General features: G+C 51.9%; 18 protein-coding genes. 7 read left to right on the top strand and 11 right to left on the bottom strand.

Annotation, left to right across the window (positions count from 1 at the left end; all coding sequences use genetic code 11):
- Positions 1-692 precede the first annotated feature (692 nt).
- Entirely contained in the window at positions 693-995 is a 303-nt protein-coding gene (locus BN348_RS01845; protein WP_040195831.1) for a sigma-70 family RNA polymerase sigma factor, read from the bottom strand.
- Positions 992-1,210: a hypothetical protein gene (locus BN348_RS01840; RefSeq protein WP_156136379.1), complete on the bottom strand. Its 219-nt coding sequence runs from the start codon at positions 1,208-1,210 to the stop codon at positions 992-994. The genes BN348_RS01845 and BN348_RS01840 overlap by 4 nt, the downstream gene beginning before the upstream one ends.
- 174 nt (positions 1,211-1,384) lie before the next feature.
- On the opposite strand from BN348_RS01840, the gene BN348_RS01835 reads away from it, so the two are divergent.
- The 5 genes from BN348_RS01835 (at position 1,385) to BN348_RS14030 (ending at position 3,108) form a co-directional block, all read left to right on the top strand.
- Entirely contained in the window at positions 1,385-1,828 is a 444-nt protein-coding gene (locus BN348_RS01835; protein WP_197068257.1) for a helix-turn-helix domain-containing protein, read from the top strand.
- Positions 1,829-1,844: 16 nt separating this feature from the next.
- On the top strand, positions 1,845-2,309 hold the full coding sequence (locus BN348_RS01830; protein WP_040195829.1) for an ImmA/IrrE family metallo-endopeptidase: 465 nt from the start codon (positions 1,845-1,847) through the stop codon (positions 2,307-2,309).
- Positions 2,310-2,570: 261 nt separating this feature from the next.
- Entirely contained in the window at positions 2,571-2,708 is a 138-nt protein-coding gene (locus BN348_RS13780; protein ID WP_156136378.1) for a hypothetical protein, read from the top strand.
- Positions 2,709-2,763: 55 nt separating this feature from the next.
- Positions 2,764-2,904 carry a hypothetical protein gene (locus tag BN348_RS13775; RefSeq protein WP_156136377.1) on the top strand — a complete coding sequence of 47 codons (141 nt, stop codon included), beginning with the start codon at positions 2,764-2,766 and terminating at the stop codon, positions 2,902-2,904.
- Positions 2,905-2,955: 51 nt separating this feature from the next.
- The gene (locus BN348_RS14030) at positions 2,956-3,108 is read left to right on the top strand and encodes a hypothetical protein (RefSeq protein ID WP_197068256.1); all 153 of its coding nucleotides are present in this window, start codon (positions 2,956-2,958) and stop codon (positions 3,106-3,108) included.
- A gap of 442 nt (positions 3,109-3,550) precedes the next feature.
- Here the strand turns inward: BN348_RS14030 and BN348_RS01820 are convergent, their stop codons facing one another.
- On the bottom strand, positions 3,551-4,819 hold the full coding sequence (locus BN348_RS01820) for an ATP-binding protein (protein WP_052446624.1): 1,269 nt from the start codon (positions 4,817-4,819) through the stop codon (positions 3,551-3,553).
- Between the two features lie 299 nt (positions 4,820-5,118).
- Between BN348_RS01820 and BN348_RS01815 the strand changes: the two genes are divergently transcribed.
- Positions 5,119-5,484 (top strand): hypothetical protein, encoded by a 366-nt coding sequence (locus tag BN348_RS01815; protein WP_040195827.1) that lies wholly within the window; start codon positions 5,119-5,121, stop codon positions 5,482-5,484.
- A 368-nt stretch (positions 5,485-5,852) separates the two neighbouring features.
- Here the strand turns inward: BN348_RS01815 and BN348_RS01810 are convergent, their stop codons facing one another.
- Together BN348_RS01810 and BN348_RS01805 are read right to left on the bottom strand one after the other, a co-directional pair.
- Positions 5,853-10,817 (bottom strand): glycoside hydrolase family 2 TIM barrel-domain containing protein, encoded by a 4,965-nt coding sequence (locus tag BN348_RS01810; RefSeq protein WP_052446623.1) that lies wholly within the window; start codon positions 10,815-10,817, stop codon positions 5,853-5,855.
- A gap of 869 nt (positions 10,818-11,686) precedes the next feature.
- Positions 11,687-16,711, bottom strand: a complete 5,025-nt coding sequence (locus BN348_RS01805) for a glycoside hydrolase family 2 TIM barrel-domain containing protein (RefSeq protein ID WP_052446622.1) — start codon at positions 16,709-16,711, stop codon at positions 11,687-11,689.
- Between BN348_RS01805 and BN348_RS13770 the strand changes: the two genes are divergently transcribed.
- The gene (locus BN348_RS13770; RefSeq protein WP_156136376.1) at positions 16,662-17,096 is read left to right on the top strand and encodes a hypothetical protein; all 435 of its coding nucleotides are present in this window, start codon (positions 16,662-16,664) and stop codon (positions 17,094-17,096) included. The two genes, BN348_RS01805 and BN348_RS13770, sit on opposite strands and share 50 nt — an antisense overlap.
- Before the next feature lie 625 nt (positions 17,097-17,721).
- Here the strand turns inward: BN348_RS13770 and BN348_RS01800 are convergent.
- The 6 genes from BN348_RS01800 to BN348_RS01775 all read right to left on the bottom strand — a co-directional run bounded on the left by BN348_RS01800 (position 17,722) and on the right by BN348_RS01775 (position 23,881).
- Positions 17,722-19,071: a [Fe-Fe] hydrogenase large subunit C-terminal domain-containing protein gene (locus BN348_RS01800; RefSeq protein WP_052446621.1), complete on the bottom strand. Its 1,350-nt coding sequence runs from the start codon at positions 19,069-19,071 to the stop codon at positions 17,722-17,724.
- 57 nt (positions 19,072-19,128) lie between these two features.
- Complete coding sequence (locus BN348_RS01795; protein ID WP_040195826.1) at positions 19,129-19,551, bottom strand: ATP-binding protein; 423 nt, start codon at positions 19,549-19,551, stop codon at positions 19,129-19,131.
- Positions 19,544-19,900: a DRTGG domain-containing protein gene (locus BN348_RS01790; RefSeq protein WP_040195825.1), complete on the bottom strand. Its 357-nt coding sequence runs from the start codon at positions 19,898-19,900 to the stop codon at positions 19,544-19,546. Before BN348_RS01790 ends, BN348_RS01795 begins: the two co-directional genes overlap by 8 nt.
- Before the next feature lie 456 nt (positions 19,901-20,356).
- Positions 20,357-22,549: an MFS transporter gene (locus tag BN348_RS01785; protein ID WP_040195824.1), complete on the bottom strand. Its 2,193-nt coding sequence runs from the start codon at positions 22,547-22,549 to the stop codon at positions 20,357-20,359.
- 23 nt (positions 22,550-22,572) lie between these two features.
- Positions 22,573-23,472, bottom strand: a complete 900-nt coding sequence (locus tag BN348_RS01780) for an ABC transporter ATP-binding protein (RefSeq protein ID WP_040195823.1) — start codon at positions 23,470-23,472, stop codon at positions 22,573-22,575.
- A 13-nt stretch (positions 23,473-23,485) separates the two neighbouring features.
- Entirely contained in the window at positions 23,486-23,881 is a 396-nt protein-coding gene (locus BN348_RS01775; RefSeq protein ID WP_040195822.1) for a GntR family transcriptional regulator, read from the bottom strand.
- Positions 23,882-24,297 lie beyond the last annotated feature (416 nt).

Below are 24,297 nucleotides of genomic sequence, written 5' to 3'. Positions count from 1 at the left end.
GAAGTAACCAAGAAAGGCCGTTCAAGGGGGCCATACACTGTGCCGCTCCTAGCCAGATGGCCCCCTTGAAAATCCCCTCTAATATCCCTCTATCTGCTTCGGCCGTCTGCGGACGGCATTTGGCCTTGGTCAGGATGGCTGAATGGCTAGCAGCGGACGTTTATGTTCCCTACAACAGTCTTTACTGGTACCCCAATTCCCGTAGCTGCTGCGTAAATAATTCCTCGGCTGGAGAACACCGTAGGTGATTGCTCCACCGCTAGGTGGCGGACGCTCACGTTCCCTACAACAGTCTTTGCTGGTACCCCAATTCCCGTAGCTGCTGCGTAAATAATTCCTCGGCTGGAGAACACCGTAGGTGATTGCTCCACCGCTAGGTGGCGGACGTTTACGTTCCCTCCTACAGTCTTACTGGTACCCCAATTCCCTCAGCTGCTGCGCAAATGATTCCCCGGCCGAAGAACGCCGTAGGCGATTGCTCCACCGCTAGGTGGCGGACGCTCACGTTCCCTACAACATTCTTAGCTGGTACTCCAATTTTCGCAGCTGCTACGCAAATGATTCCCCGGCCGGAGAACACCGTAGGTGATTGCCCCACCGCAGGCGGTGCTACGCCGCGGGTGGCCAGTAATCGCTGTATAAATAATTTCTTGGCCCCAGAACACCGTATTTTCACCATTCTTCCCCACGCATCAGGAATACAGATAGTACTGCAGCACCCGTTTCAGGCGCAGTCTCGCTGACTTCAAATGCCGGCTGACGGTTGACCGGTTCAGATGATACCGCTGCGCAATCTCTTCTACCGTCTGATTTCCAAAGTAATACAGCGTCAGACAGTCCCGCTGCCGTTCAGTCAGCTCATTCTGGATGGCCTGCTTCACTGTGCGGATAATCTGTTCCCGTTTTACTTCGCTGTCCTGATCATAAGAAGAGATTTTCGTGTAAGCGCTTACGACATCGATGTCCTGCAGATACATCAGCTTCGATTTGTTCATAGGGGCCTCCTTTTCTCCGCCCGGTCTGCATACCGCTCCAGATGCCGGGAGATTTCCTCAAGCTGATCAATTTCCATGCGCAGCATATCGATACGCCGAACCAGCTGCTTGCGCTGCTCCTCATCGGTCTGGGAAAGCAACACGCCCTTTAAAAATCTCAGCCGCACACGCATGGGGGTTTCGGCGGCGCGATATTGCCGGGATAACTCCACCATCTGCATACTTTCACCTTCCATCTATCCAAAATAACACAATATGTGTTATTTTGGATTCTATCATACATTTTGTGTAAAGTCAAGATATTCCAGATGTTTTTCTATTGCTTTTACACATTTCGTGTATTATAATATCAGTATGGTACAACGAAAAAACGATACGGAGTGATCAGCGTGATTGGTAAAAGACTTAGACAACTGCGCCGGGAGCATCATCTGTCGCAAAAACAGCTTGCCGACGAGTTAGGCACCTCCGCCAGCAGCATCGGGATGTATGAGCAGGGGCGCCGCGAGCCGGACCACGGTAAACTCGCCAAACTCTGCCGGTATTTTAACGTGCCGTCCGACTATTTTATCGATGAGAATTATCCTGCGGATCAAACCGCCCGTCTTACAAGGCGGTACGCATCTTCGGAGGATGTAAGACCGCAGGAACTCTCTGAGCTTCTCGACCAGATGCAGGAAACGCTGATGCGGCAGGAAGGATTGATGTTCAACGGGCTTCCTTTGGATGAGGAGGACATTATCAAGGTCGTTGAAGCGATTCGGATCGGCACCTCTGTTGCCATGATGGACCATCAGCGCAGAAAAGACGGCGAAAGGAATCGCACGGATTGATTGCAGGAGGGATTGCATGGGATATGTTGAACAGATGGCGCAGCAGCTCAAAGACATCTACCATACCAAGGAGCCGCGTGAGCTGTGTGAATGTTTGGATATCCTCGTGCTGCCAAGTGAACTTCCCGAACAGGTACGCGGTTTTTATACCAATATCCAGAATCGCCGGATCATCTATCTGAATAAAAGGCTCAGCGCTTTGGAACAGCGCGTCGTCTGTGCGCATGAATTGGGGCACGCTCTGCTGCACACCGATATGAACGCCGTTTTTAATGCGCGGTGCACCCTCTTCTGCGCCGCACGGTATGAACATGAGGCCGATCTGTTCAGCGCATTCCTGTTGGTCGATCCAGATGAATATGCGCCCGAGCTGTTTGAAGATTTCACCGCCGAACAGATTGCCGGGCAGTTACAGCTTCCGGCAGAGCTTATCCGGCTTCGGTTTGAACGCCGGAAGGATAATCAGCCGCAGGACGTTTGACCATACTTTTTTGGTATTTAATCCGAAATGGTTTTTAGCTGTATTTTATTATGACTATCATACAAAAAAAGGATGTCATTTTTGAACTTTTTTGATTTATAATCCATATTTTCTTGAAAAATATTGCTTTTTTAATTCAATATGATAAAATAGGGACATGGATTGCTGTCCGAAATGAATTTCTTTCAGCGCAGTTTTCCATAAGGATAGGTTTTTTATACGTAAGATGTCAATTTTGAAAAGATTGGAGTGGATAGCAACATGAAAAAATTAGCATTGGTTATGGCACTGGCGCTTTCTCTGCTTGCTTTCTCCGCTTGCTCTAGCGACGACGGAACCAGCGGCAGCGGCGGCGATGATACTTCCGCCACCTCTTCTGTATCCGAACCGGCTGCCTAAGTTCAGAGAACGCAGCAATCAGCAACAAAAAAAGAATTGGAGTGTAAAAAACATTATGAAAAAATTAGCATTGGTTATGGCTTTGGCACTTTCTTTACTCGCGTTTTCCGCTTGCTCTAGCGACACTGACACATCCAGCACCGGCGGCGACGATACTTCCGCTACCTCTTCTGTATCCGAACCGGCTGCTGAATAATTTGTATTTGTTTCAATCGATCATTTAACTTTGTAGATAGGAGTGTTAACAATGAAAAAACTGGCTCTTATGTTAGCAATTGCCCTTTCATTGGTCTCTTTGACAGCATGCTCCACCGATTCCGGAACAGGCGACGATAATGGCTCCGCTTCAGAGAGCGGCGCTGCGGATTCCATAGATCCTGCGGATCCAGCCGTCGCATAGGTTTTGGATTCCCTATTCTGCCGTTTAAATGAAAGAAACATACAAACAGGCCACCCAGAATACACCTGGGTGGCCTGTTCTATGTCTTTTTTAAAGGCATACGCCATTTTAAAATAAGGTTATTCAACCGCTGGCAGGGGATACTTCCTATGTAAAGAATGCTCTATGTTACCAGCATCGCTTGAAGCACATATCACGAACGGCGCTTGTTATGGCTTGCACCGGGTATAAATTCCAGACCGATGGTTTTTCCATTCCAGTTGGCACGGTTCACATCCTGCTATTCGTCTCTGCTTGCTTCTTTAACACATGCCTTTTCATGAAACCATTTTTATGAAAAGCATACGCGGGCTGTTATTTCAAGATTCTCGTATGCTGCTGAATGCAAAAGATTTTTCGAAGCTTTCTCGCATCGCCGGGATTTTCAAGGAACAAAAGGATACTACAGTTCCAGATCCCGAGTCAGTCTCGACGCCGCATGGTCGACGAACTGGCGCGCCGTCCGGGGGGAGAAATCCCCCTTTTTGCAGGCGTAACGGTTGGCGGCGGCTTTCAGCTCCTCGTCCCGGCCGGTGATGCCGAGATCCGCTGCCAGCAGAAGCACAATCTCAAAGAATTTCTGCTTGTTCGGCACCGTAAAGGTCACCGTGATGCCGAAGCGGTCGCTCAGGGACACCGTTTCATGGATGGTATCACTGCGGTGCACATCGTCGTTTCCGCGGGATGAAAAGCTCTCGCGGACCAGATGCCGGCGGTTTGAGGTGACATAGAGCACAACGTTTTCACTGCGCTTAACCAGGGAACCCTCCAGCACCGCTTTGAACAGCGAAAATTCGCGGTCATCCTCTTCAAAGGTCAGGTCGTCCACAAAGATGATAAACGGAAATGGAAGCTGGGAAAGTGTCTCCAAAATCTCGCGGAGACAGCCGAGATCCTTTTTAAAGATCTGCACGATCTTAAGCCCGCGGTCGATGTATTCGTTGGCGACCGCTTTGACGGTCGAAGACTTTCCGGTTCCCCGGTCCCCATACAGCAGGATGTTGCTGGCGGGATGCCCGGACAGGAGTGCGAGCGTGTTGTCGATCACCACATCCCGCTGCGCCCGATACTCCTTGAGCTCCTTCAGAGAAATGCTGTCCACCTCCCGGACCGGGCGTAGATAGTACGGGCTGTCGGCGCTGAATTCGAAGGCATAGTACTTCGCAAACATGCCAAAGCCATTGTTCTTCGCAAATTCCGCCAGCCGCAGGATATCCTTATCCCAGCTGTCGGCGGGAAAATAGAGCTGGTGGCGGTTACTCCAATCCGGCAGGTCATAGATCAGGTTCCGCTGGATATCCAGCTTGGAACAGAGGTTTTCCTTGATCTCATCGCACTCCAGCGACGCCACGACGCTCAGGCCGTACAGGTCCCGCAGCACGGCGTTCCTGATTCCCGGGTCGAGTGCTTCAAAATTCCCCTTCGCACATTCCCGGGTGAACAGGTTGTCGTCGAACAGCACCCGTTCGAACAGATAATCGGCCAGGCTGCCGTGGTATTCCCCGCTGACCAGTTCGCGGTAGATGGCCGCCCAGTCCGTCATCAGCTGCATGCTGTCCCTGTCCGCGGCGGACAGCAGCCCTCTCAGCTTTAAAATAAGATGATCCTCTGCAACCTTCTGGTAAAAGGTCAGAGAGGACAATATAAATTCGCAGTATCTCCATTTGTTCATAATATTATTTCCTATCCTCACTGTATTTGATCGGTTCTGTCAGGCAAACGATACAGAGCCGTGGTTTTTTTATCAATGGAATCATTTTTGTTTATTATTTTACCCGAGGGTGTCTGAATTGTCAATAAGGCTTTGTCAAAATGATAACATTCCCTATAAAAAATACCGGATATCGACCGATTCCGGTTGTTATTTTTTTCTTTTGGTATTATAATAGGGAGTAACATAATAAATATCGTGATACCTGTATATACTTAAATAGAGGTAGATCCGATTTTTAAAATAAAGGAGGTATTCCCATGAAAAAATTTCTTGTTTCGGTAATTTCGATTTTTTCCGTTCTGGTCACGCTGGCCGGCATCATTGTTGCGCTCTCCGCGCTTCTGAAGCATCACAAATGCAAATGCAGGGATGAAGACGAGGCCTTTGACTACGGTGCTGACTTCGATGATCTGGATGATGATTTTGATACGGAATACTATACCGTGAACAGCAAGGAAGAAGATCCCGTCTCCTCCATCAGCCGCACAGAACAGCCGGAAGGCCGGGCATCCGAAGAGGATCAGCCGGACACCGGTTCCGCACCTTCCGATGTACAGATCAAAACCGATCTCGATGACCTGCTGGAAGACTTCGACGAGGAAGAGGACAGCCTTAAATTCTAAACAGCTGCAAAAAGACATCGCTTAATGGCGATGTCTTTTTTATGATCATTCCGGGTGTCTTTGTTAAACTGTACGGCGTTCTATATCCCCCACGCCCTATTTCTTTATGGAAAACCCCGCATGCCTTTCCTATAGAATCATCGCGCCATACGCCTTCTATCCTAAAGAACGCTTTCGATACGCTGGCCTTCACCGATATATATCTTCATCGGGCCGGATCGCCGCCTGATTTAAACGAAACGGATGATTCAGAGGTGTGCGCTTAAGAATCCTGACTAGCCACAGTCTTCAGAACATCAGAAAAGGGACGGATCCCTGGAGGATCCGTCCCTTTTTCTATCCCCTTTGTCATGGGGTGTGCTTAATTCTTAACCTCTCAATATCTCCATTTTAATGGCAACCAGATCGAAGATGTTGATGATGCCGTCGCCGTTGAAGTCCGCCGCAGCTTCATAAGCGCCTGCAAGCGGGCTTCTTTCAAGGATATGCGATTTAATGGCCAGGAGGCCTGATACGGATGGCCTGCCCTCTCCCATAACATCGCCCTTGACGACAACCGCGTGATACGGCGCGTACTCGTTCGTGCCGGCAAATCTCACCATTGCGCCGGTAAAGAGCGCCGCGTCATTGTCCAGCACATTGCCGTCCTTGTCTACGATTTCAACCTCCTGACCCGGGTATGCCGCTTTGAGTGCTCCGGCAGTTTCCGGCGGATTCATGATCAGATCATCCTGCAGATCCAGCGATTCATCCGCGGTCAGCGGAGACGCTGTGAATTTTGCGTCAGCCCAGACACTGTGGTCACTGCCGTCGCCGTCATAATCATCCGCATACAGCAGGATTTCCTTATACTGGGCAACCGGGATCTTCACCTTAGTTGCCTCCTGGCGCGCGCGTTTGACATCGGAATGCCAGATTTCCTCACCGTCTGCAAAGATGCGGAAGATGACAGATGCGTTGCCGGATGCCTGGTTGTAGTTGATGCCCACAGAGGCTTCAAAATACTGGTATCCCTTGCCTGCAATGTCCACACCTACAGAAGCCGGTGCGTGGGCGCCAATGCCCTTATCAAAGGTTTTCGCCTGTCCGCCGACTACCAACTGGATTTTGCCGCCGCCATCCGGACGGATATCCCTTCTGTTCGGGAAATAGCCCGGAATATTGGTGGTCCAATTCATGTCGGACACATAAAGCGGGGCAACCTCTGCAAATCGGACGACGTAGCTTCTCTTTAAGCCGATACCAGACTCAGCTTCTATGGTTGCGGTACCGTTCATGGAATCCGCCTGTACGATTTCAACCTTCGCGTTGTCATCCGCTTTCTCAACCGATATGGTTGGGATATCCCTGACGGTGTGTTTCAGAATCTTATAGCTGTAATCCGAAACCTGATCGACAAAGCCGCCGATCGACTGTCCGTTGATCAGGATGTCCGCGAGCGGATCAATAGACAGAGTCTTTTTGCTTTCCGCCATCTTGTTGGTATCCGCTGTGATAGGAGAAATTCTGTAAACCTGCGTTTGCACGCCGTCCGCAATGGTATACTGTCCAAGCGGCTGCGGTCCGCAGCTGGCGTTTCCGACACCGCGCTGTTTCGAGGCGATGTTCAGAATAACATCCTCAGATTTCTTGCACTGGTACAGATGCCTGTTGTTCAGGTCGGCCGGTTTGTAGTGGGTCGCCGAGAAGTTCATCGGCGTCTCTGAGCTGATCATGATGCCGTCGCCGTTCTCATCGGTCAGCGCCGCCCAGCGGACGTCGGTCCTGTTGCCGCTGTCCTGAGGCTTGATGAACTTATCAAAGTACATGTCCTGCGCGGTGGTATTGAAGATGCCGACATTCTCAGACCAGTTCCTGTCACAGTAGTTGTCGTTCGGTCCGCGTCCAAAGTACTCGACATTTTCGAAATCCTTCGCGAGCGACATGCCCATGCCGACCTGTGTCAGATTGCTGACGGCGGCATTGATGGTGTGCTTGACTTCGATCTGGCCGGTCGGAAGCACGACATAGGTCAGCATGACGTCTGAAGTGCTGGCTGTTCCCTTCACATCAATAAAGACAAGATTATCTTTCTGGTACGCATCCACACTGCTGACTCTCATGGCCGCGGTGATGCTGGTTCCGTTGCCGTTGCTGAGCGGGCCTCTCCTGTAGCTCGGTTTCGGGCCTTCCGTCATAATGGTCCTGCCGTCGACAACATAGCTGGAGATGGCTCCGGTGGCCTTGTCAAAGGTCAGGGAGAAGTTGTCGCCTTCCACCTCAACCGCTGCATCCGTATCGTTGACCGCCTTAAAATCGGACATCGCGGATACATCCAGAACCGGTTTTTCACCCTGTGCGCCGAAGTCGATCTGGAACTGCTCGGCTGCGATTTCATAGCCGGCCTCCGCCCAGGCGGTGTCTTTCTTCAGCTGTGCGCTGAGATTGAGGAAGTATTCATCTTCCGGCTGGACGTCTGCTGGTTTTTCGAACGGAATCGTGACATTGGCCTTTTCAAGCGCTGCGATTTCCGGATAATACTGTCCCTGCTGTACCACCTCGCCGTCCTTGACGAGCTGCCAATAATGGTTGTAAGCGTCGGAATTCGTGTTCAGGAATTCGTTCGAGATGTTGATGATACCCTTGGCGACATCGATATCGGTGTAATAGAAGTCCTGATGCGCTTTCTTGACCTCATAGGCCTGCGGCTTCGGCGTTCTGTCCGCGGACAGCCAGCCGTTCGCGCAGAAATCGTTGTCGGTGACACTCTCGCCCCAGTCGCCGCCATATCCATAATAGGACGGGGTCACATGGGTTTCGCTCTCCATGTCGTCGCCGAAATCGACCCAAAGCCTGGTGGACGGGTCGTTCGCTTTCACGGAATCATTCTGCAACTCTTCCAGGGTCAGCGCACGGTCAAAGATCTTGGCGCTGTCGATGTTGCCCGAGAAATTTCTGCCGTACTGTGTACAGTGGCCGATGCCCACGCCGTAGCTGGAACTGGAAATATTCTTGCTGAGCGCCTTGGTGCCGATGATCGCACCGTCATAGAACACCTTCATCGTGGCTCCGTCATAGGTGCCCGCCAGATGATGCCATTCGCCGTTGTACATATCGCTCGGAATCGGAATCTCCAGCTCGTTCCATCCGCCTGCATAGATGTTAAAGTTGATCACGTTGCCGCGGCCCGGACGCAACGCAAGCGCATACTGCGTATCGCCCTTGCCGATGATGGTGTTGATCTCGCCGACGTTCTTCGGCTTGATCCATGCGTCCAGCGTGATGCCTTTTCCAGTCAGGTTGACGCTGCTGTTGTTCGGCACCGTAATCGTTCCGTTCATGGATTTGGTACCGTTGCGGCCGTCCTCAATCTTGCCGGACATGGTCAGGGTATTGTCATAAGCCGAGCTGTCCTTCGGATAATAGGTGGTGACCGATTTTTCCGGTACGATGACCGACTGGTCGACCATATCCCAGATGAAGCCGCCCTGCGCGTTTTCGTAGGTGCGGAACTCCTCCCAATACTCGCGGTAGTTGCCCATCGCCTGGCCCATGGAATGCGCGTATTCGGACATGATGAACGGGATCTTGTTACCTGTATTCTTCGCATAGCCGGAAGCCGTGCCAACAGCCGGATACTGCACGCTGTAAACATCCACCATGGCGGATTCGCGGTTGTAGGTGGTGTTGTAGTTGCCCACGCGGTTGTCCCTCTCGCACTTTCTCAGACGGGACGGGTCTCTCTGCAGAATCCATTTGCTGGATACGTAAAAATGATAATTGTCGTTCAGAGCCGGCAGTCCATAGACCGCCTCGTTGCCGAGCGACCAGATGATGACGGACGGGAAGTTCTTATGCTGCTCCACCATCGAGATGGTCCTCTCCATGACGGAGGTTCTCCAGGCCTTTCTGGATTCCCGGTTGGTGGTACTGATCGGGATGCCCCAGGATTTATCGCTCTGGTTGGCGCCCTCATGGGACTCGATGTTCGCCTCGTCACAGACATAGATGCCGTATTCGTCGCACAGCTCATAGAAGTACGGATCCTCCGGATAGTGGGAGGTCCTGACCGCGTTGACATTGAACTGCTTCAGCAGCTTGATATCCTGTTCAATCCGTTCCCTGGTCAATGTACGGCCGAGCTCCGGATCGGTTTCATGGCGGTTTGTACCCTTGATGATGATGCGCTTGCCGTTGATGATCATCATTTCCTGGCCGGCATCGTTGATCGTGCGTTTGCCGATTTCACGGAAGCCGACGCGCGGGCAGGCAGCTTCCACGGTCTTGCCGTCCGCATCGACCAGCTGCAGGGACAGCTTATACAGATACGGGGTGTCTGCAAACCATTTTTCCGGATTGTCGATCTGCACGGTCGTGGTAAAGGTTTTGTTCTCCCCTGCCGCAACGCTGTCAGCCGGAATTTCAATGTTGCCCTTCACCAGGCCGCCGTCTGCGTCGTACAGGTTGCCGACAACCTTGTAGCCCTCCGCCGCCGCTTCGCCGTGGTTGCGGATGTCGACGTCGATGGTGAGGTCGGAATTGACATATTCGTCGTCGAGATCGGTTTTAATAAAGTAATCGCGGAGCTCGACCTTGTCCTTCGAGAACAGGAACACGTCGCGGAAGATACCGGAAAGACGGATAAAGTCCTGATTCTCTAAGAAGCTTCCGTCGGACCAGCGGTAAACCATAACCGCCAGCGTGTTTTCGCCCGGGACGAGATAATCGGTGATGTTGAACTCATGCGCGGTATAGCTGTCCTCGCTGTATCCGACCTCCCGGCCGTTTACATAGACATAGTAAGCGCTTTCAACGCCCTGGAATGAGATGAAGGTTTCCCTGCCGTCCCAGCTCTCCGGGACTTCGAAGGTCCTGCGGTAATGGCCGACCGGGTTATACACCGTCGGCGCGGTCAGGTAGTCGGTTGCAAGGTTGACCGATTCATAGTTGCGCCATGGATATTTCTGGTTCGTGTAAATTGGAAGGTCAAAGAATCCCTGTGTCTGCCAGGATGCCGGCACCCGAATCTTGTCCCATCCGCTGATGTCAAATTCCGGATTCGCAAATCCAAGAATTCTGTCAGCCGGTTTTTCCACCAGCTTGAAGTCCCACTGTCCGTTGAGCAGCTGGTAGAAATCGGAGTTGTTTTCATCTCTGGTCAGCGCGGAAGCTTCATCCTGGAACGGGAAGAAATAAGAACGCGCCTGATCCACATTTTTGCCGACCGATGCAATGTTGTCATACCAGTCTTCTCCGTCAAATCTGGAGTCCACCGCTGTGACAAACGAACCCAAGCTCAAGCTTGTGACCGCAATCGCCGCAGCCATGGTTGCCGCTAAAGCCTTTTTCAACATTTTGCGTATTCCTCCTTTTCATGTATCCGCTTTGTTTTTCAGTTCCGGCTTCCTGTACAAAGCAAAACAGGGACAGTTTCAACTGCGTTTCTTACAACAAAGTCAAAACCATCCTGCTATCTTTCCTTTCCTTCATCGAAGATAAACCGATAAAGAAAAAACCGATTTGGCAATCGCAGGGTGCAACCGCCCGAGCTTCGTGCAATCCCTCAGCACTTCACAACACAGCAAGGAACGGCATGGAATTCCACCAAACTCATTTACACAACATTCATCCTTTTGTACACAGCCAAAGCGCCCCATCCACCTGTACACATTTATGATATCATATCACATGGCGTTTTAACACTTTAGCATAATAATACTCCAGAATGCCGGAATTTTATGAACATTATGTTCAGTAATTTCATTGTACCTTGAATATTATGGTTATGTCAAGTGCTTTTGGGAAAAAAGACCTTATATTTTTCTATTTTTTATATTCAATTAAGAATTTTATTTATGAAATCGTTTTTAATATGTGAATTTATTTACATAATTCAGTCCAATGCCATTGCAGTAGGCTAAAGCATTCTACTGTCCGGCAAGTTTTCAAGCTGAGACTGAACATGCATGACATCGCATACATATCGGCTGCAGGAAAGAGGATCTGATCATCTTTATAGGAAATACCATGACTCAAGAAATAACAGAATAAAATTTTGAAAAGACCGACCATTTTGATTCCAATTTCCAATCTATTATCTATCTTACTCACCCGAAAAACTTTATAAGAAACGTGTCTGATCCGCTCAAAACAAAAAACAGGACGGACCAGTTGGTCCGTCCTGTTTCATACTGCTAAGCACATCGATGCTTTATATTTTTATTTAGCCTTTGAGGATCGCCATCTTGATCGCGACGAGGTCAAAGATGTTGACCAGGCCGTCGCTGTTGTAGTCGGCAGCCGCTTCATAAGCGCCTTCCAGAGAAGCTCTGCCCAGGATATGCGACTTGATAGCCAAAAGGCCTGTTACACTGGACTTGCCTTCTCCCAGAACATCGCCTTTGACGACGACTTCATGGTACGGCGCATACTCGCCTGCATTCGCAAATTTCACAATTGCGCCGGTGAAGAGGGCTGCATCATCCGCCAGTGCGTTTCCGTCCTTGTCCAGAACTACGACATTCTGACCTTCATAGGCATCTTTCAGCTCTTTGGCTGTCTCCGGCGGATTCATGATCATGCCGTTCTGGATGTTCAGGGATTCGTTGCCGCTCAGCGGAGCTGATGTGAATTTCGCGTCGGCCCAGACACTGTGGTCGTTGCCGTCGTTGTCGCCCATGTCGGCGTACAGCACGATTTCTTTATAGCCATCGACTGGAACCTTGATATAGGTCGCTTCTTCACGTGCTTTCTTTTCGGACGATGCCCAGATTTCCTTGCCATCTGCAAGAATTCTGAAGGTGACAGAAGCATTGGCGGAAGTCTGGTTGTAGTTGATGCCGACATAAGTTTCGAAGTATTGGTATCCTTTGCCTTCGATGTTTATGCCTACCTTGGCCGGAGCATGTGCACCGACGCCTTTCTCAAAGGTCTTCGCCTGGCCGTCGACAACCAGCTGGATTTTGCCGCCGCCATCCGGACGGATATCGCGTCTGTTCGGGAAGTATCCCGGGATATCGGTGCTCCACGGCAGGTCGGACACATAGGCCTGTTCGGTTTCGCTGAACTGAACGGTGTAGGTTTTCTCTACGCCGAATCCGGAAACAGCCTTGATAGTTGCCGTACCGTTCATGGAATCAGCCTGGGTTACTTCGACTTCAGCGCTGTCATTCACTTTGACAACATCCACCGTCGGAACATCTTTTACGGTGTCCTTCAGGATCGGATAGTTATAAGCGGTCACATCGGAGTTGAATCCGCCGATGGATACGCCGTTGACGGTGATGTCGAGCAGCGGATCTACGGTGACGGTCTTCTTGCTCTCGGTCATCTTATCGGTGTCAGCGGTGATCGGGGTAATTCTGTAAACCTGGGTAAAGGTGCCGTTGCCGAAGGTGTATTTTCCAAGCGGGCCCGGGCCGCAGCTTCCGTTGCCAAGTCCGCGCTGTTTGGATGCGATGTTCAGGACAACATCTTCGGTCTTCTCGCACTGATACAGGTGACGATTATTGAGATCCTGCCATCTGTAGTGGCTTGCGCCGAAGAACATCGGGGTTTCGGAACTGAACATGACGCCGTTTCCGTCGTCATCGGTCAAAGCCGCCCAGCGAACGTCGCTTCTGTTGCCGCTGTCCTGCGGTTTGACAAACTTATCATAGAACATACCTTCCACGGTGTTGTCGTAGATGCCGACATCGGTCGACCACTTTCTGTCGACATAGTTGTCGAGCGGGCCGCGTCCGTAGTACTGGATGTTTTCGTAATCCTTCGAGAGCTGCATGCTCATGCCAACCTGGCAGAGATCGGTGGTCGTGGTGGTCAGTGTGTGCTTGACCTGTACGTCGCCGGACGGGAAGATGACATAGGTCATCTTGACATTGGAACCGGAAGCTACCGTTCCATCGAACGATACGGTGATGACCTTGTCCTTCTGATCGACCTGAACATTGCTGACGGTCATCGAGTTGGACATACCGGAGCCATTTCCGTTTCCGTTGCTGATCGGGCCTCTGTAGTAGTTCGGTTTCGGGCCTTCGGTCAGAACCGTCTTGCCGCCAACCTTATAATCGGTGATGGTTCCCGCTGTTTTATCAAAGGTCAGGGAGAAATTCTCACCGGCAACCTGCAGCGCATTGTCGCCGTTGTCGATGCTGGAGAAATTCGGCATCTGCGAAGGATCGACAGTCGGCTTCTGGCCTTCTGCGCCGAAGTCAACCGCAAACTGTTCTCTGGCAACTTCATGGCCTGCATTTGCATAGTTGGTATCCTCTTTCAGCGTTGCGCTGACTTCGAGGAAGTACTCGTCTTCCGGTTTGATATTTTCCGGTCTGGTGAACGGAATGGTGACATCTTTATTGCTCATCGCAGCGACATCCGGGGTATAGGTACCCTCTTCAATGACCTTGCCGTCTTTGACGAGCTTCCAGGTGTGGTTGAATGCATTTGTATTGGTGCTCAGCATCTCGTTCGAAACGTTGATGACGCCGTTTGCAACATCGGAATCGGTATAGTAGATCTGCTGATGCGCTTTCTTAACCTCATACGCTTCCGGCTGCGGGGTTCTGTCCGCGGAGAACCAGCCGTTTGCACAGAAGTCGTTGTCGGTCTCAGTCTCTCCCCAGTCGCCTCCGTAACCAAAGTACTGCGGGACAACCTGGGTTTCACTCTTCACGTTGTTGAAATCGATCCACAGTCTGGCGGACGGATCCGTTGACTGAACGGAATCATTCTGCAGTTCTTCCAAGGTCAGCGCACGGTCGAAGATCTTCGCACTGCCGATCAATCCCTTAAACTGGCGGCCATACTGCGCACAGTAGCCAACGCCTACATCGATATTCGAGCTGGCGATGTTTCTGGTCATGGCCATTTCTCCGATGACTGCGCCGTCGTAGAAAAGTTTCATTTTGGAGCCGTCATAGGTAGCTGCCAGATGATGCCATTCTCCGTTATACATGTCTGTCGGCATCTTCACAAGCAATTCATACCATCCGCCGCTGTACAGCGCGAAGTCAATGACACCTTCAGGATTTGCCGCACTGGTCTGTGTCGGGCGCAGCGCCAGACAATACTGGTTGTCGCCCTTGCCGATAATTGTACCGTGCGTACTGGTCATCTGCGGTTTAATCCAGGCATCCAGTGTAATGGCATTGCCGGTAAGGTTCACTGCACTGCTATTTGGTACAGTGATTTTTCCATTCATAGCCTGATCGCCATTGCGGCCATCTTCAATGGTACCCTCCAGCGTAACCTTGTTCTGATAGGAGGATTTATCTTCTGGATAGTATGTTGTAACGCTGTGTTCCGGAACATAGATGGACTGGTCGACCATATCCCAGATGAATCCGCCCTGCGCTCTCGGATTGTTGCGGACCTCATCCCAATATTCTCTGTAGTTACCCATTGCCTGGCCCATTGCATGCGCATACTCGGAATGGACAAATGGGATTTTGATGTTTTTGTTGTTTGCATAACCTGCTGCGGAACCGGCACTGATGTACTGTGTGCTGAAGACATCGACCATGGCTTTTTCACGGCTTGCAAAATCATTGTAGTCGTAAGCACCTGCTGCATCGTAGTTGCCGGTAGAGTAATTGTTGTCGCCTACACGATTGTCACGCTCGCAAGCTCTCAAACGGGTCGGGTCTCTATGTAAGATCCATTTGGTGGACTGATAGAACAGATAATTGTCATTCTTGGTTGGCAGGCTGTAAACCGCTTCGTTTCCAAGAGACCACATGACAACCGAAGGATGGTTCTTATCGCGTTCCACCATCGACTGGGTTCTGCTCATGACAGCATTCTGGAACTGGTTTCCACGTCCGGGACCTGCCGGAATGTGGTACTGTCCGCCCTGTGTCGCACCCTGATGGGATTCAATATTGGCTTCATCCATCAGATAAAGGCCATACTCGTCGCACATCTCATAGAAGTACGGGTCTTCCGGATAGTGGGACATTCTGACTGCATTGGTGTTGAACTGCTTGAGCAGCTTGACGTCTTCCTCGATTCTCTCCTTGGAGAGAGCACGTCCGGTTTCCGGATCGGTCTCATGGCGGTTGGTGCCGCGCAGAACCAGTCTCTGACCGTTGATGGTCATCATAAACTGGCCGTTCTCACCGATCGGTTTATTTTCAATCTCTCTGAAACCAACTCTCTGGCATTCCGCTTCAATGGTTTTGCCCTCAGCATTGACCAGCTGCAGAGACAGCTTGTAGAGATATGGGTTGTCATCGTACCATTTTTCCGGATTTTCGATCTCAACGGTGGTGGTAAATCTCTCGGTCTCGCCAGCCGCAACACTGTCAGCTGCGATCTCGATATTTCCCTTGACCAGATTTCCATCCGCATCGTACAGATTTCCGACTACCTTGTAGCCCTCCGCAAGTTCTGCACCGTTGTTGCGGACATCCGCTTCGATGATCAGATCCGAATTGACATAGTTTTCATCCAGATCGGTTTTGATGAAGTAGTCGCGCAGCTCCACTTCATCCTTCGAATACAGGAATACGTCTCTGAAAATACCGGACAGACGGATGAAGTCCTGATTCTCCAGATAGCTTCCGGTAGACCAGCGATATACCTGAACTGCCAGGGTGTTCTTCTCACCCTTCTTCAGGTAATCGGTGATGTTGAATTCGTGTGCGGTGTAGCTGTCTTCGCTGTAGCCGACCTGCCGGCCGTTTACATAGACATAGTAGGCGCTCTCGACACCCTGGAAGGAGATGAAGGTCTCTCTGCCGTCCCAGTCTGCCGGAACTTCAAATTCGGTGCGATAATGTCCCACCGGGTTGTAGACGGTCGGCGCAGTCAGATACTTCTGATTGATGGAAACCGACTCATAGTTGCACCATGGATATCTTGTATTGATGTACAGCGGCTGATCGAAGAAGCCCTGTGTCTGCCAGGAGCTTGGTACCGTGATCTTGTCCCAGTCGCTGTAATCATAGTCGTCCGCCTCAAAGCCGAGGATTCTGTCCGCCGGTTTCTCAACCAGCTTGAAATCCCATTCTCCGTTGAGGAGCTGATAGAATTTGGAGTTTTCCACATTGCGGGTCAGCGCGGAAGCCTCATCCTGATATGGAATGAAATATGACCTTGCCGGTTCCACGTTGAGACCGACCGTTTCAATGTCGTCATACCATTCTTCGCCCTTGAACTGCGCGTCGGCAGCGTTGACGAATGCACCCAGGCTCAGACTTGTGACTGCGATCGCCGTAGCCATTGTTGCCGCTAAAGCCTTTTTGAACATGTTGCAAATTCCTCCTTTTCACGTTTCCGTCTGGTTTTCGGTATCCGGCCCGAAAAACAGAACAAAAATGCAGACAGCTTTGAATCTGGCCAAACACTGGAGACAAATTCAAAACCATCCATCCTTTTTACAGTTGCCTTGCCTGATTTCCGCCATCAGACAGCCATGCAGATTGCTCTCCTTACAAACGGACAATTGCCGGCCCGCCGATGTGGCAAACCATTTCGCAGGCGGCCGCAAGCGGCGCCCGCCGCTGGAAATCCGTAAACCCATCACCCACTTTTTTATTTCACAACCATTTGATTTGATGCACAAGGGCTCTGGCATTTTTGATGTTCTTACCGATTTTCCATTCACACAATATTTACATCGCGCCTCCATTTAAAAACAATCGGCAAATAATTCGGCACCCTGTTTATACGATGTCACAAAATCCGCCGCCGCTTTAGCGAGGTAATGCATAAAAATACCGGATATTTTTGAATATTGTGTTTTGCAGACTTATTGTAACGCGTTTGCAGGCGTCCTGTCAAGAGTTTGGTTTAAAAAAATAACAATATTTCGCAATTTTTTTATCGAAACGTACATCAAAAAAACCGGTATCGTTTCCATTGTTGTGAAAAGTCACCTAGAATTGATTAAATAGTTTATCCAATTAACACTTTGATGGAGCAAAGCACTGTTGAAAATTCTCTGTTTTTTCTGGGAAATAGAAAATATTTCAATTCCTGCTTTTCGCATATCGTGAGACTATTTTACATATCTTTATCGATATATCCATATGCCGCACCCTTATATTTCCGCTGTGCCCCATGCCCGGATGGAACGCCGAAAATAGCTGCAAGGATTCCTGCAGCCGCATGCCCAGTCCGCATCAGGACGGCTCCATTCTGCAAAATTATCCCTATCGATAAATTTTATATCCTCCAGAACCTGAAAATCTATTCTGACGGAACCGTGCTCTGATATAAAAAAAACGGTATACTGAAACAGCATACCGCTCACTTAACTCAATATGATTGGGACTCCTGCGCCCCCGCGTCATCCTCAGGCAGGCGGAACGGCGGCGGGATGTAGCCGTCGAATTTCGCCAGTTCGTCCACCAGCGAATGCATGTGCCTGCGCAGCTTGAAGATGCAGTCGTCCTCGCTGGCCAGTCCCCGCACGACGTCCTCCGCCAGCGCGCGGCAGGACGGGGCGCCGCAGGAACCGCAGTCCAGCCCCTGCAGGTTTGCCGTGATGCGTTCGATCTCTTTCATCTTCTCCATCGCAACCGAGATGTCGTTGTCGAGCTTGAGCACCGGCACAAAGACCAGCGGCGTGTCAAACTTCGCATCCGGCGGAATTTCCTGGGCGATGTGGTTGCAGGCCACCGGCAGGTATTTGCGCAGCCGTTTGAGCTTGCTGCGCGCGACATATGGATTTTCGACCGTCAGGACACCGCCGACACAGCCGGGCGAACAGGCGTTGAGCTCCACAAATTCCAGCTTTGAGAACTTCTCGTCCTCCAGATCCTCCAGCACACGGATGACATTCTCCACGCCGTCCGCCGCCAGGTAGCTTTCATTCAATAACGCCGCCGCCTCGCCGCCGGAGTTGCCCCAGCTCACGCCGATCCTGCCGGAATCGGACAGCTCCTGCTCGGTCTGCTGATCCACCTCTTTCATATAGGGAAGCAGCTTTGGGTACACCTCGCTGATGGCGACCACCGCGTCAATGTGGCTCTTCTCCACGCCCAGCGGCATCTTGACCGCCGTCACCTTCGCGGCGCAGGGCGATATGAAGATCGCGCCGATCTCCTCGACTGGCACCTGCATCCGTTCGGAGAACTGCTTCTTTGCAAGCCTTGCCGCCAGCTCCACCGGCGCGTTCAGCGGCAGGATGTTGTCGATCAGCTCCGGGAAGCGCACCCTGATGAGCCGCGTGACCGCCGGGCAGGCCGAACTGATGATCGGCCGGGGAAGCTTTCCCTCCCGCATCATCTTTCTGGTGCAGTCCGATACAAGCTCCGCCGCCTTGGACACCTCATAGACATCGTCGAAACCCATCAGCAGCAGCGCGTTCAGGATGATGTTGATGTCGTCCAGATTGTTGAACTGCCCGTACAGCGCAGGCGCGGGCAACGCGATCTTGTAGCGGAACTGATGCATCACGCTCAGCGGATCATAGGTCGCCTTCTTCGCATGGTGCGGACAGACACGGATGCACTCTCCGCAGTCGATGCAGCGCTGGGTAATGATATGCGCCTTTCCATTCCGGACGCGGATAGCTTCGGTCGGACAGCGCTTGATGCAGTTGATGCAGCCCTTGCACTTCTCGCTGTCCAACGTCACGGAATGGAAGAATTTATCCGAGTTCATGGCTTATGCCACCCCCAGTTCCCTTTCCCTGTTTCGGATCGTGACAGGAATCTGAATCTATGTAAGAACGCGCATCGACACCGTGGTTCCGACGCCGAGCTCGCTTTCAATCTTCATTTCATCGGTGTATTTCTTCATGTTCGGCAGGCCCATGCCGGCGCCGAAGCCCAGTGAGCGCACATTGTCCGGCGCTGTGGAATAGCCCTCCTGCATGGCAAGCTCGATGTTCTCGATGCCGGGCCCGTTGTCCCTAAGGCGCATGTCGATCGCCTTCGGCGTGATGTCCACCTGGATATCGCCGCCGTTTGCGTGGATCACCATGTTGATCTCCCCCTCATACATGGCGATGGCGACGCGGCGGATGGTGTCCGGGTCGAAGCCCAGCTGCTTGAGCCGTTTCTTGACGGCGCTGGACGCCTCCCCCGCCCGGGTAAAGTCGTCCCCCGGCACCTCAAATGTCAATGTCATGATCTCATCCATGCGACACCTCTCCGCCCTTCAGCCCGCTTTCATACAGTTTACCGCAGGCGGTAAACATCCGTTCCTTCGTCTTCATCAAAACCATGCCGCGCTCGCCCGCCAGCTCGATCATCGCGCCGCTGGGCTCCTTGCCGCGCACAAATACAATACAAACCATATCCATCATATCCGCGGTCCTGACGACCTGCAGATTGACAAGCCCGGTCAGCAGCACCGACTGGTCTTTCACAAATGCGAGCACATCGCTCATCATATCGCTGCCGCAGGCGGTATGGACCTCCCGGTCAAGATACGCTTCTCCCGATACGACTTCGGCGTCCAGGATGGATTTTACATCTGCAACTGTCATGGCAGTTTCCTCCGTTCATCGTTTCATCACCGCACCGGCCGTCATCCAAATGCTGTCCGCTGTTTTGTACGAATGGCCAATCCATAAAACGATTGTATTTTTACTATTATAACATTTCACCAAGAGGAATGGCAAGTGGTTCTGTATAAAAAGAAGAATTCTGTCCAAATTGCTTCCAAAAATTCCATCATTGGTCCCGCTGACCGCACGGTCAGATCATGTTGGCCGCCGATGCCCGCTGCCATTTCATCCGCTGACTACCCCGCCCTGCTGCCGGACATATGCCGCTTGTGTTTCCTCAAAAGCCATTCCGGGTTCCACTGGCAAACAGCCTGATCGACAGCATAAGCCGCAAAATAGAGTGCGAGGATCGAGTGTACTCGAAAAAAGGTTCCGGCCCCGGGAAATGGCATTCCGCCATTCCCCGGGGCCGGTATTTTGAAGGATAAGAAACTGTCAGTTTTTGTGTACGGCACGCTCCTGAACCAGCGGCGCGCCGGTCATATTGTCTATGATCATATCGCCCGCCACTTCGACAATGCCGTCAACCTGCGCCTGTGTCAGGCTCAGATACATGCTGTTGGAATGGTAGTTGTTTTTGCGCTCCATGGTGGTCGCGGTAATCCGGATGCAGCTCTCTCCCGGCACAGCGTTCTTCAGCGGCTGTTCCTCAAGAATCTCAATGATGGACTTATAGACATCGATCATACTGCGGGCATTCGGATCATCGGGTTCGAAATACTTCTCGGAGAAGGACATGTCTGTCAGATCAACCGGACCGTTTTCGGGATCGTTCCAGGTCAAGCCTTCCACGGCATAGAAGTCTATGCTGGCGTACTCATCCTGCATCCTGCCTTCGTCCAATTCCTTGATGTATGCGAGCTGTTTCTGGAAGTCCTCCCTGTTTTCGTTGATGCGCTCTATAAAGAGCGCCGCCGTCTTCGGCATTAACGAATTGATCTGGTAGAAAGACATGTAGCCTTCCATGCCGACGCTTCCGCTGATCCGGATGGAGCTGTAGTCGTGAATGGGGTTTTCTTCATCGGCGTAGACGCCGTTTTCCAGTTCCAGCACCCTGTCTCTCTGAGCCGGGGTGAGCTGTTCAAATTCCTGCCTGTAGCAGTCCCAGATTTCCTTCGCGTCCTTGACGCCATCCACATAGATGTTGGAGATTTCCTGATCGGTGGGCAGCTTCTTCAACGCGGACTGATAGACCTCTGAGGATGCGCGGATATTTTCAATCTGCTCCATGGTCTTTTCCGACATATAGATGGTACGGGTCACCGTACTTCCATTCTTGAGATGCAGCGAATAGTTCTGGTAATAGTTGCCCTCCTGATTCAGCAGGTTGCGGTCGCGTTCAATGATGTTCACGGTCTCCCGGAGGTTGTCGGCCAGCAGCTGCTTCATCTGCTGATCCTCGAACTTCACTTCATTCTGAAGAATCTCCGAATAAGTTCTGTCCCTGCCGTATTCCTTCGGCACATGGACGCTGACGCTCTCGATCTGTTCGGCCTCGGGTGTGACATGCAGCACCGTATCCGACAGCATCACAACGCCGACTGAGAAGATGCCGGAGAAGGCCAGCACGGCCAGATAGACCGGAATGGTCTTCCAAAGCTTGCGGAAGGTCTTGGTCGTGATGATCTCATAGATGAAATAGATCAGCAGCGACGCGACAAAGAAGATGATCAAAAACGGCAGGTTGTAGGTCAAAAATTCCGCTTTGTTCTGGTCCACCGCGAACATCACGGCTGGAATCAGCACGATCGGCAGTGTGACCGCGCAGCGGTAGATATGCTGCAGCACGCGGTTTGGCGCGCTCCTGCCCGCCGCCTCGGATTTCCTGCGGCAGAACAGCAGCGCCGCGAGCGCCAGCAGTACCACGCCGAGCAGGAAGGTGTAGAGGATGCCTCCGCCGAAGGTCATCAGATCGTTGAGGCCCCGGCTGACCGGCAGAAGCCCGCCGCCGAACACACCGAAGACCATCGCGACCGGGATGTTGTAGTCGGGCGTGATGAACAGGCCGAATTCCGCGGCGCTGGCAATCGGCACGATGGTGTTGACCGCAAGCGCATACAGCGAAGTGATGAAGCGCGGCAGGATCATGACAAGCCCGGTCACGACAATGTTCGTGAAGAAGGTGCCCGTGATGCTGACCGCCAGCGCCGTGACGCCGGCAATTGAGGTCATGCCGGACAGGAAGGTGCCGAGCAGGTACGGGATGTAGCCGTTGTTCATCGGCAGTCCCAGAAGATTGTAGGTAAGGGTCGTGATCAGGACCGTGGCCAGCACAATCGCGTACAGCCAGGTCAGCACGGCGGAGATCGCGCTCAGAAAGGTGCAGAGCCTGGTATTCGGCAGGCTGTGGTAGTAATCGCTCGACGAGCGCTTATTTAAAAAGGAAAATGCGGAAATCACCAGTGTCACCGGCGCAAGGAACATGAGGAACACCAGCATCGGCGTGACCGATGAGATGCTCGGCATCCCCATCGGGAACACTTCGCCCGAGGTATACTGCTGGACAAAGGAAATCACCGGCACCAGCAGGGACACCACCAGAGCGAGCACCGCAAAGATGATGGCCGGAAGCCGCAGCTGCTTGAGAAAATCCTGATAGAGTCTTGCATTGAATAGCTTGTTTTTCATGACGTTCTTCCCCCTTCTCCGCGTTATATCAGCACGTCGTCGAACTGGTAGCCGAGGCTTCCCATCTCGTGCACAAATACCTCTTCCAGCGAGAGCGGCAGCACCTCCAGCAGGACCGGATTCTTCTCCAGAATCAGCCGTTCAGCCTTCTCCCGGTCCCCGCGGATGATGATGTTGGCGACGCTGCCCTTCTTGCTGAACTCGAGGATGTTGATGCCCTCGAACAGCGTTCGGTCAAATTCATGGTCAAACGCGACCTGGATTTTGGAAAGGGAGGTCTTCAGGTCGTTGATGTCGCTTTCGAAGACAATGCCGCCCTTGTGCAGCAGCGCCAGCTGGTCGCAGGTGTCCTCGAGTTCGCGCAGCGAATGGCTCGTGATGACCGCCGTCGCGTTCCGCTCGCAGATATCGGCGTACACGACCTTCTTGACCAAGTTGCGCATGATCGGGTCGAGCCCGTCGAAGGTCTCGTCAAAGAAGATGTAGTCGGACATGCACGCAAGGCCCAGAATCGTCGCGGCCTGCCGTTTCATACCCTTGGAAAAGGTGTTGATGTTCGCCTTCGGATCGAGTCCGAAGATTTTGGTCAGCTCCTCGAAGCGTTCAAAGCTGAACTTTCTGTAGCTCGCTTTGTAAAGCTTCGCCATGCGGTTCATATTGGCCTGCGGCAGGAAATACAGTTCATCCGGGATGAACACAAACCGCTCTTTGACCTGCGGATTCTCGTAGACATTCTGGTCGTCGAACGCCACGTAGCCGCCCTCCGGCTTGTAAATGCCGGTGATGAGCCGCATCAGCGTGGACTTGCCCGCGCCGTTCGAACCGACCAAACCGTAAATACAGCCGTCCGGAATGCTGCAGCTCAGGCTGTCCAGCGCGGTAAAGCTTCCAAATTTCTTGGTGACACTGCTTGCTGTAATCATCTCTTCATCCTCCTCATTGTTCCGTATAGGTCTGGCTTATGTGAACCCGCTCGTAGGCCATCTTCACACAATCCAGTATCTCATCGAGCGAGACGCCCTTCAGGCACAGCTCCGCGACAATCTCCTCTATGGTTGCAATCTGCTTTGCGTTGTCCTGATGCAGGATCTTTTTCGCGTCCTTTGTGATGTACCGTCCGTTGCCCGGTACGGAATAGCAGATTCCCTGCTGCTCCAGCAGGCTGTACGCCTTCTGCAGCGTGTTCGGATTGACCGAAAGCGCCTGCGAAAGATTCCGGATACTCGGCAGCAGCACATCCTCCGACAGCTCCCCCTGCAAAATCATATCTTTAAACTGCTCGATAATCTGTTCATAGATCGGCGTTCTGGACAATCGGTCTACAGTGAACATGGTTCCACCCCTTTCACGTGTTTGGTGTATTATGTGTCACAGTACACTTGTATCATACTACCTTTCTTCCGCTTTGTCAAGGCCTGTAAAAAAAATTTCTGTTATTTTTATTCTGTCCGCAAGATCAGATCCCCTGCTTCTGAAACCACCCGGACCGAAGCGGAAAGCTTCGTCTGGAAGAGCGGCCGCATCCATGCGGAATCCTGCGTGGCAAGCCGCCCTAACTCCGGCAGACATCCATCGGAACGCTGCGCGTCATATCTTTTTTCTTATGAGCCCGACCGAGCTGCGGAAATCCTTGTCTCAAACCAACTCAGCGATTGGTTTCCAGTGCTGATTTAATGGTTCTTCGCGATTGGTTTCCACTTCGTTTCATCGCTCTATAATTACCTCCCACTCCGATTTATTGATCTCCC

This window comes from Candidatus Soleaferrea massiliensis AP7, from assembly GCF_000820765.1.
Classification (GTDB): Bacteria; Bacillota; Clostridia; order Oscillospirales; family Ruminococcaceae; genus Soleaferrea; species Soleaferrea massiliensis.
This window is presented reverse-complemented; position numbering and strand designations above follow the sequence as displayed.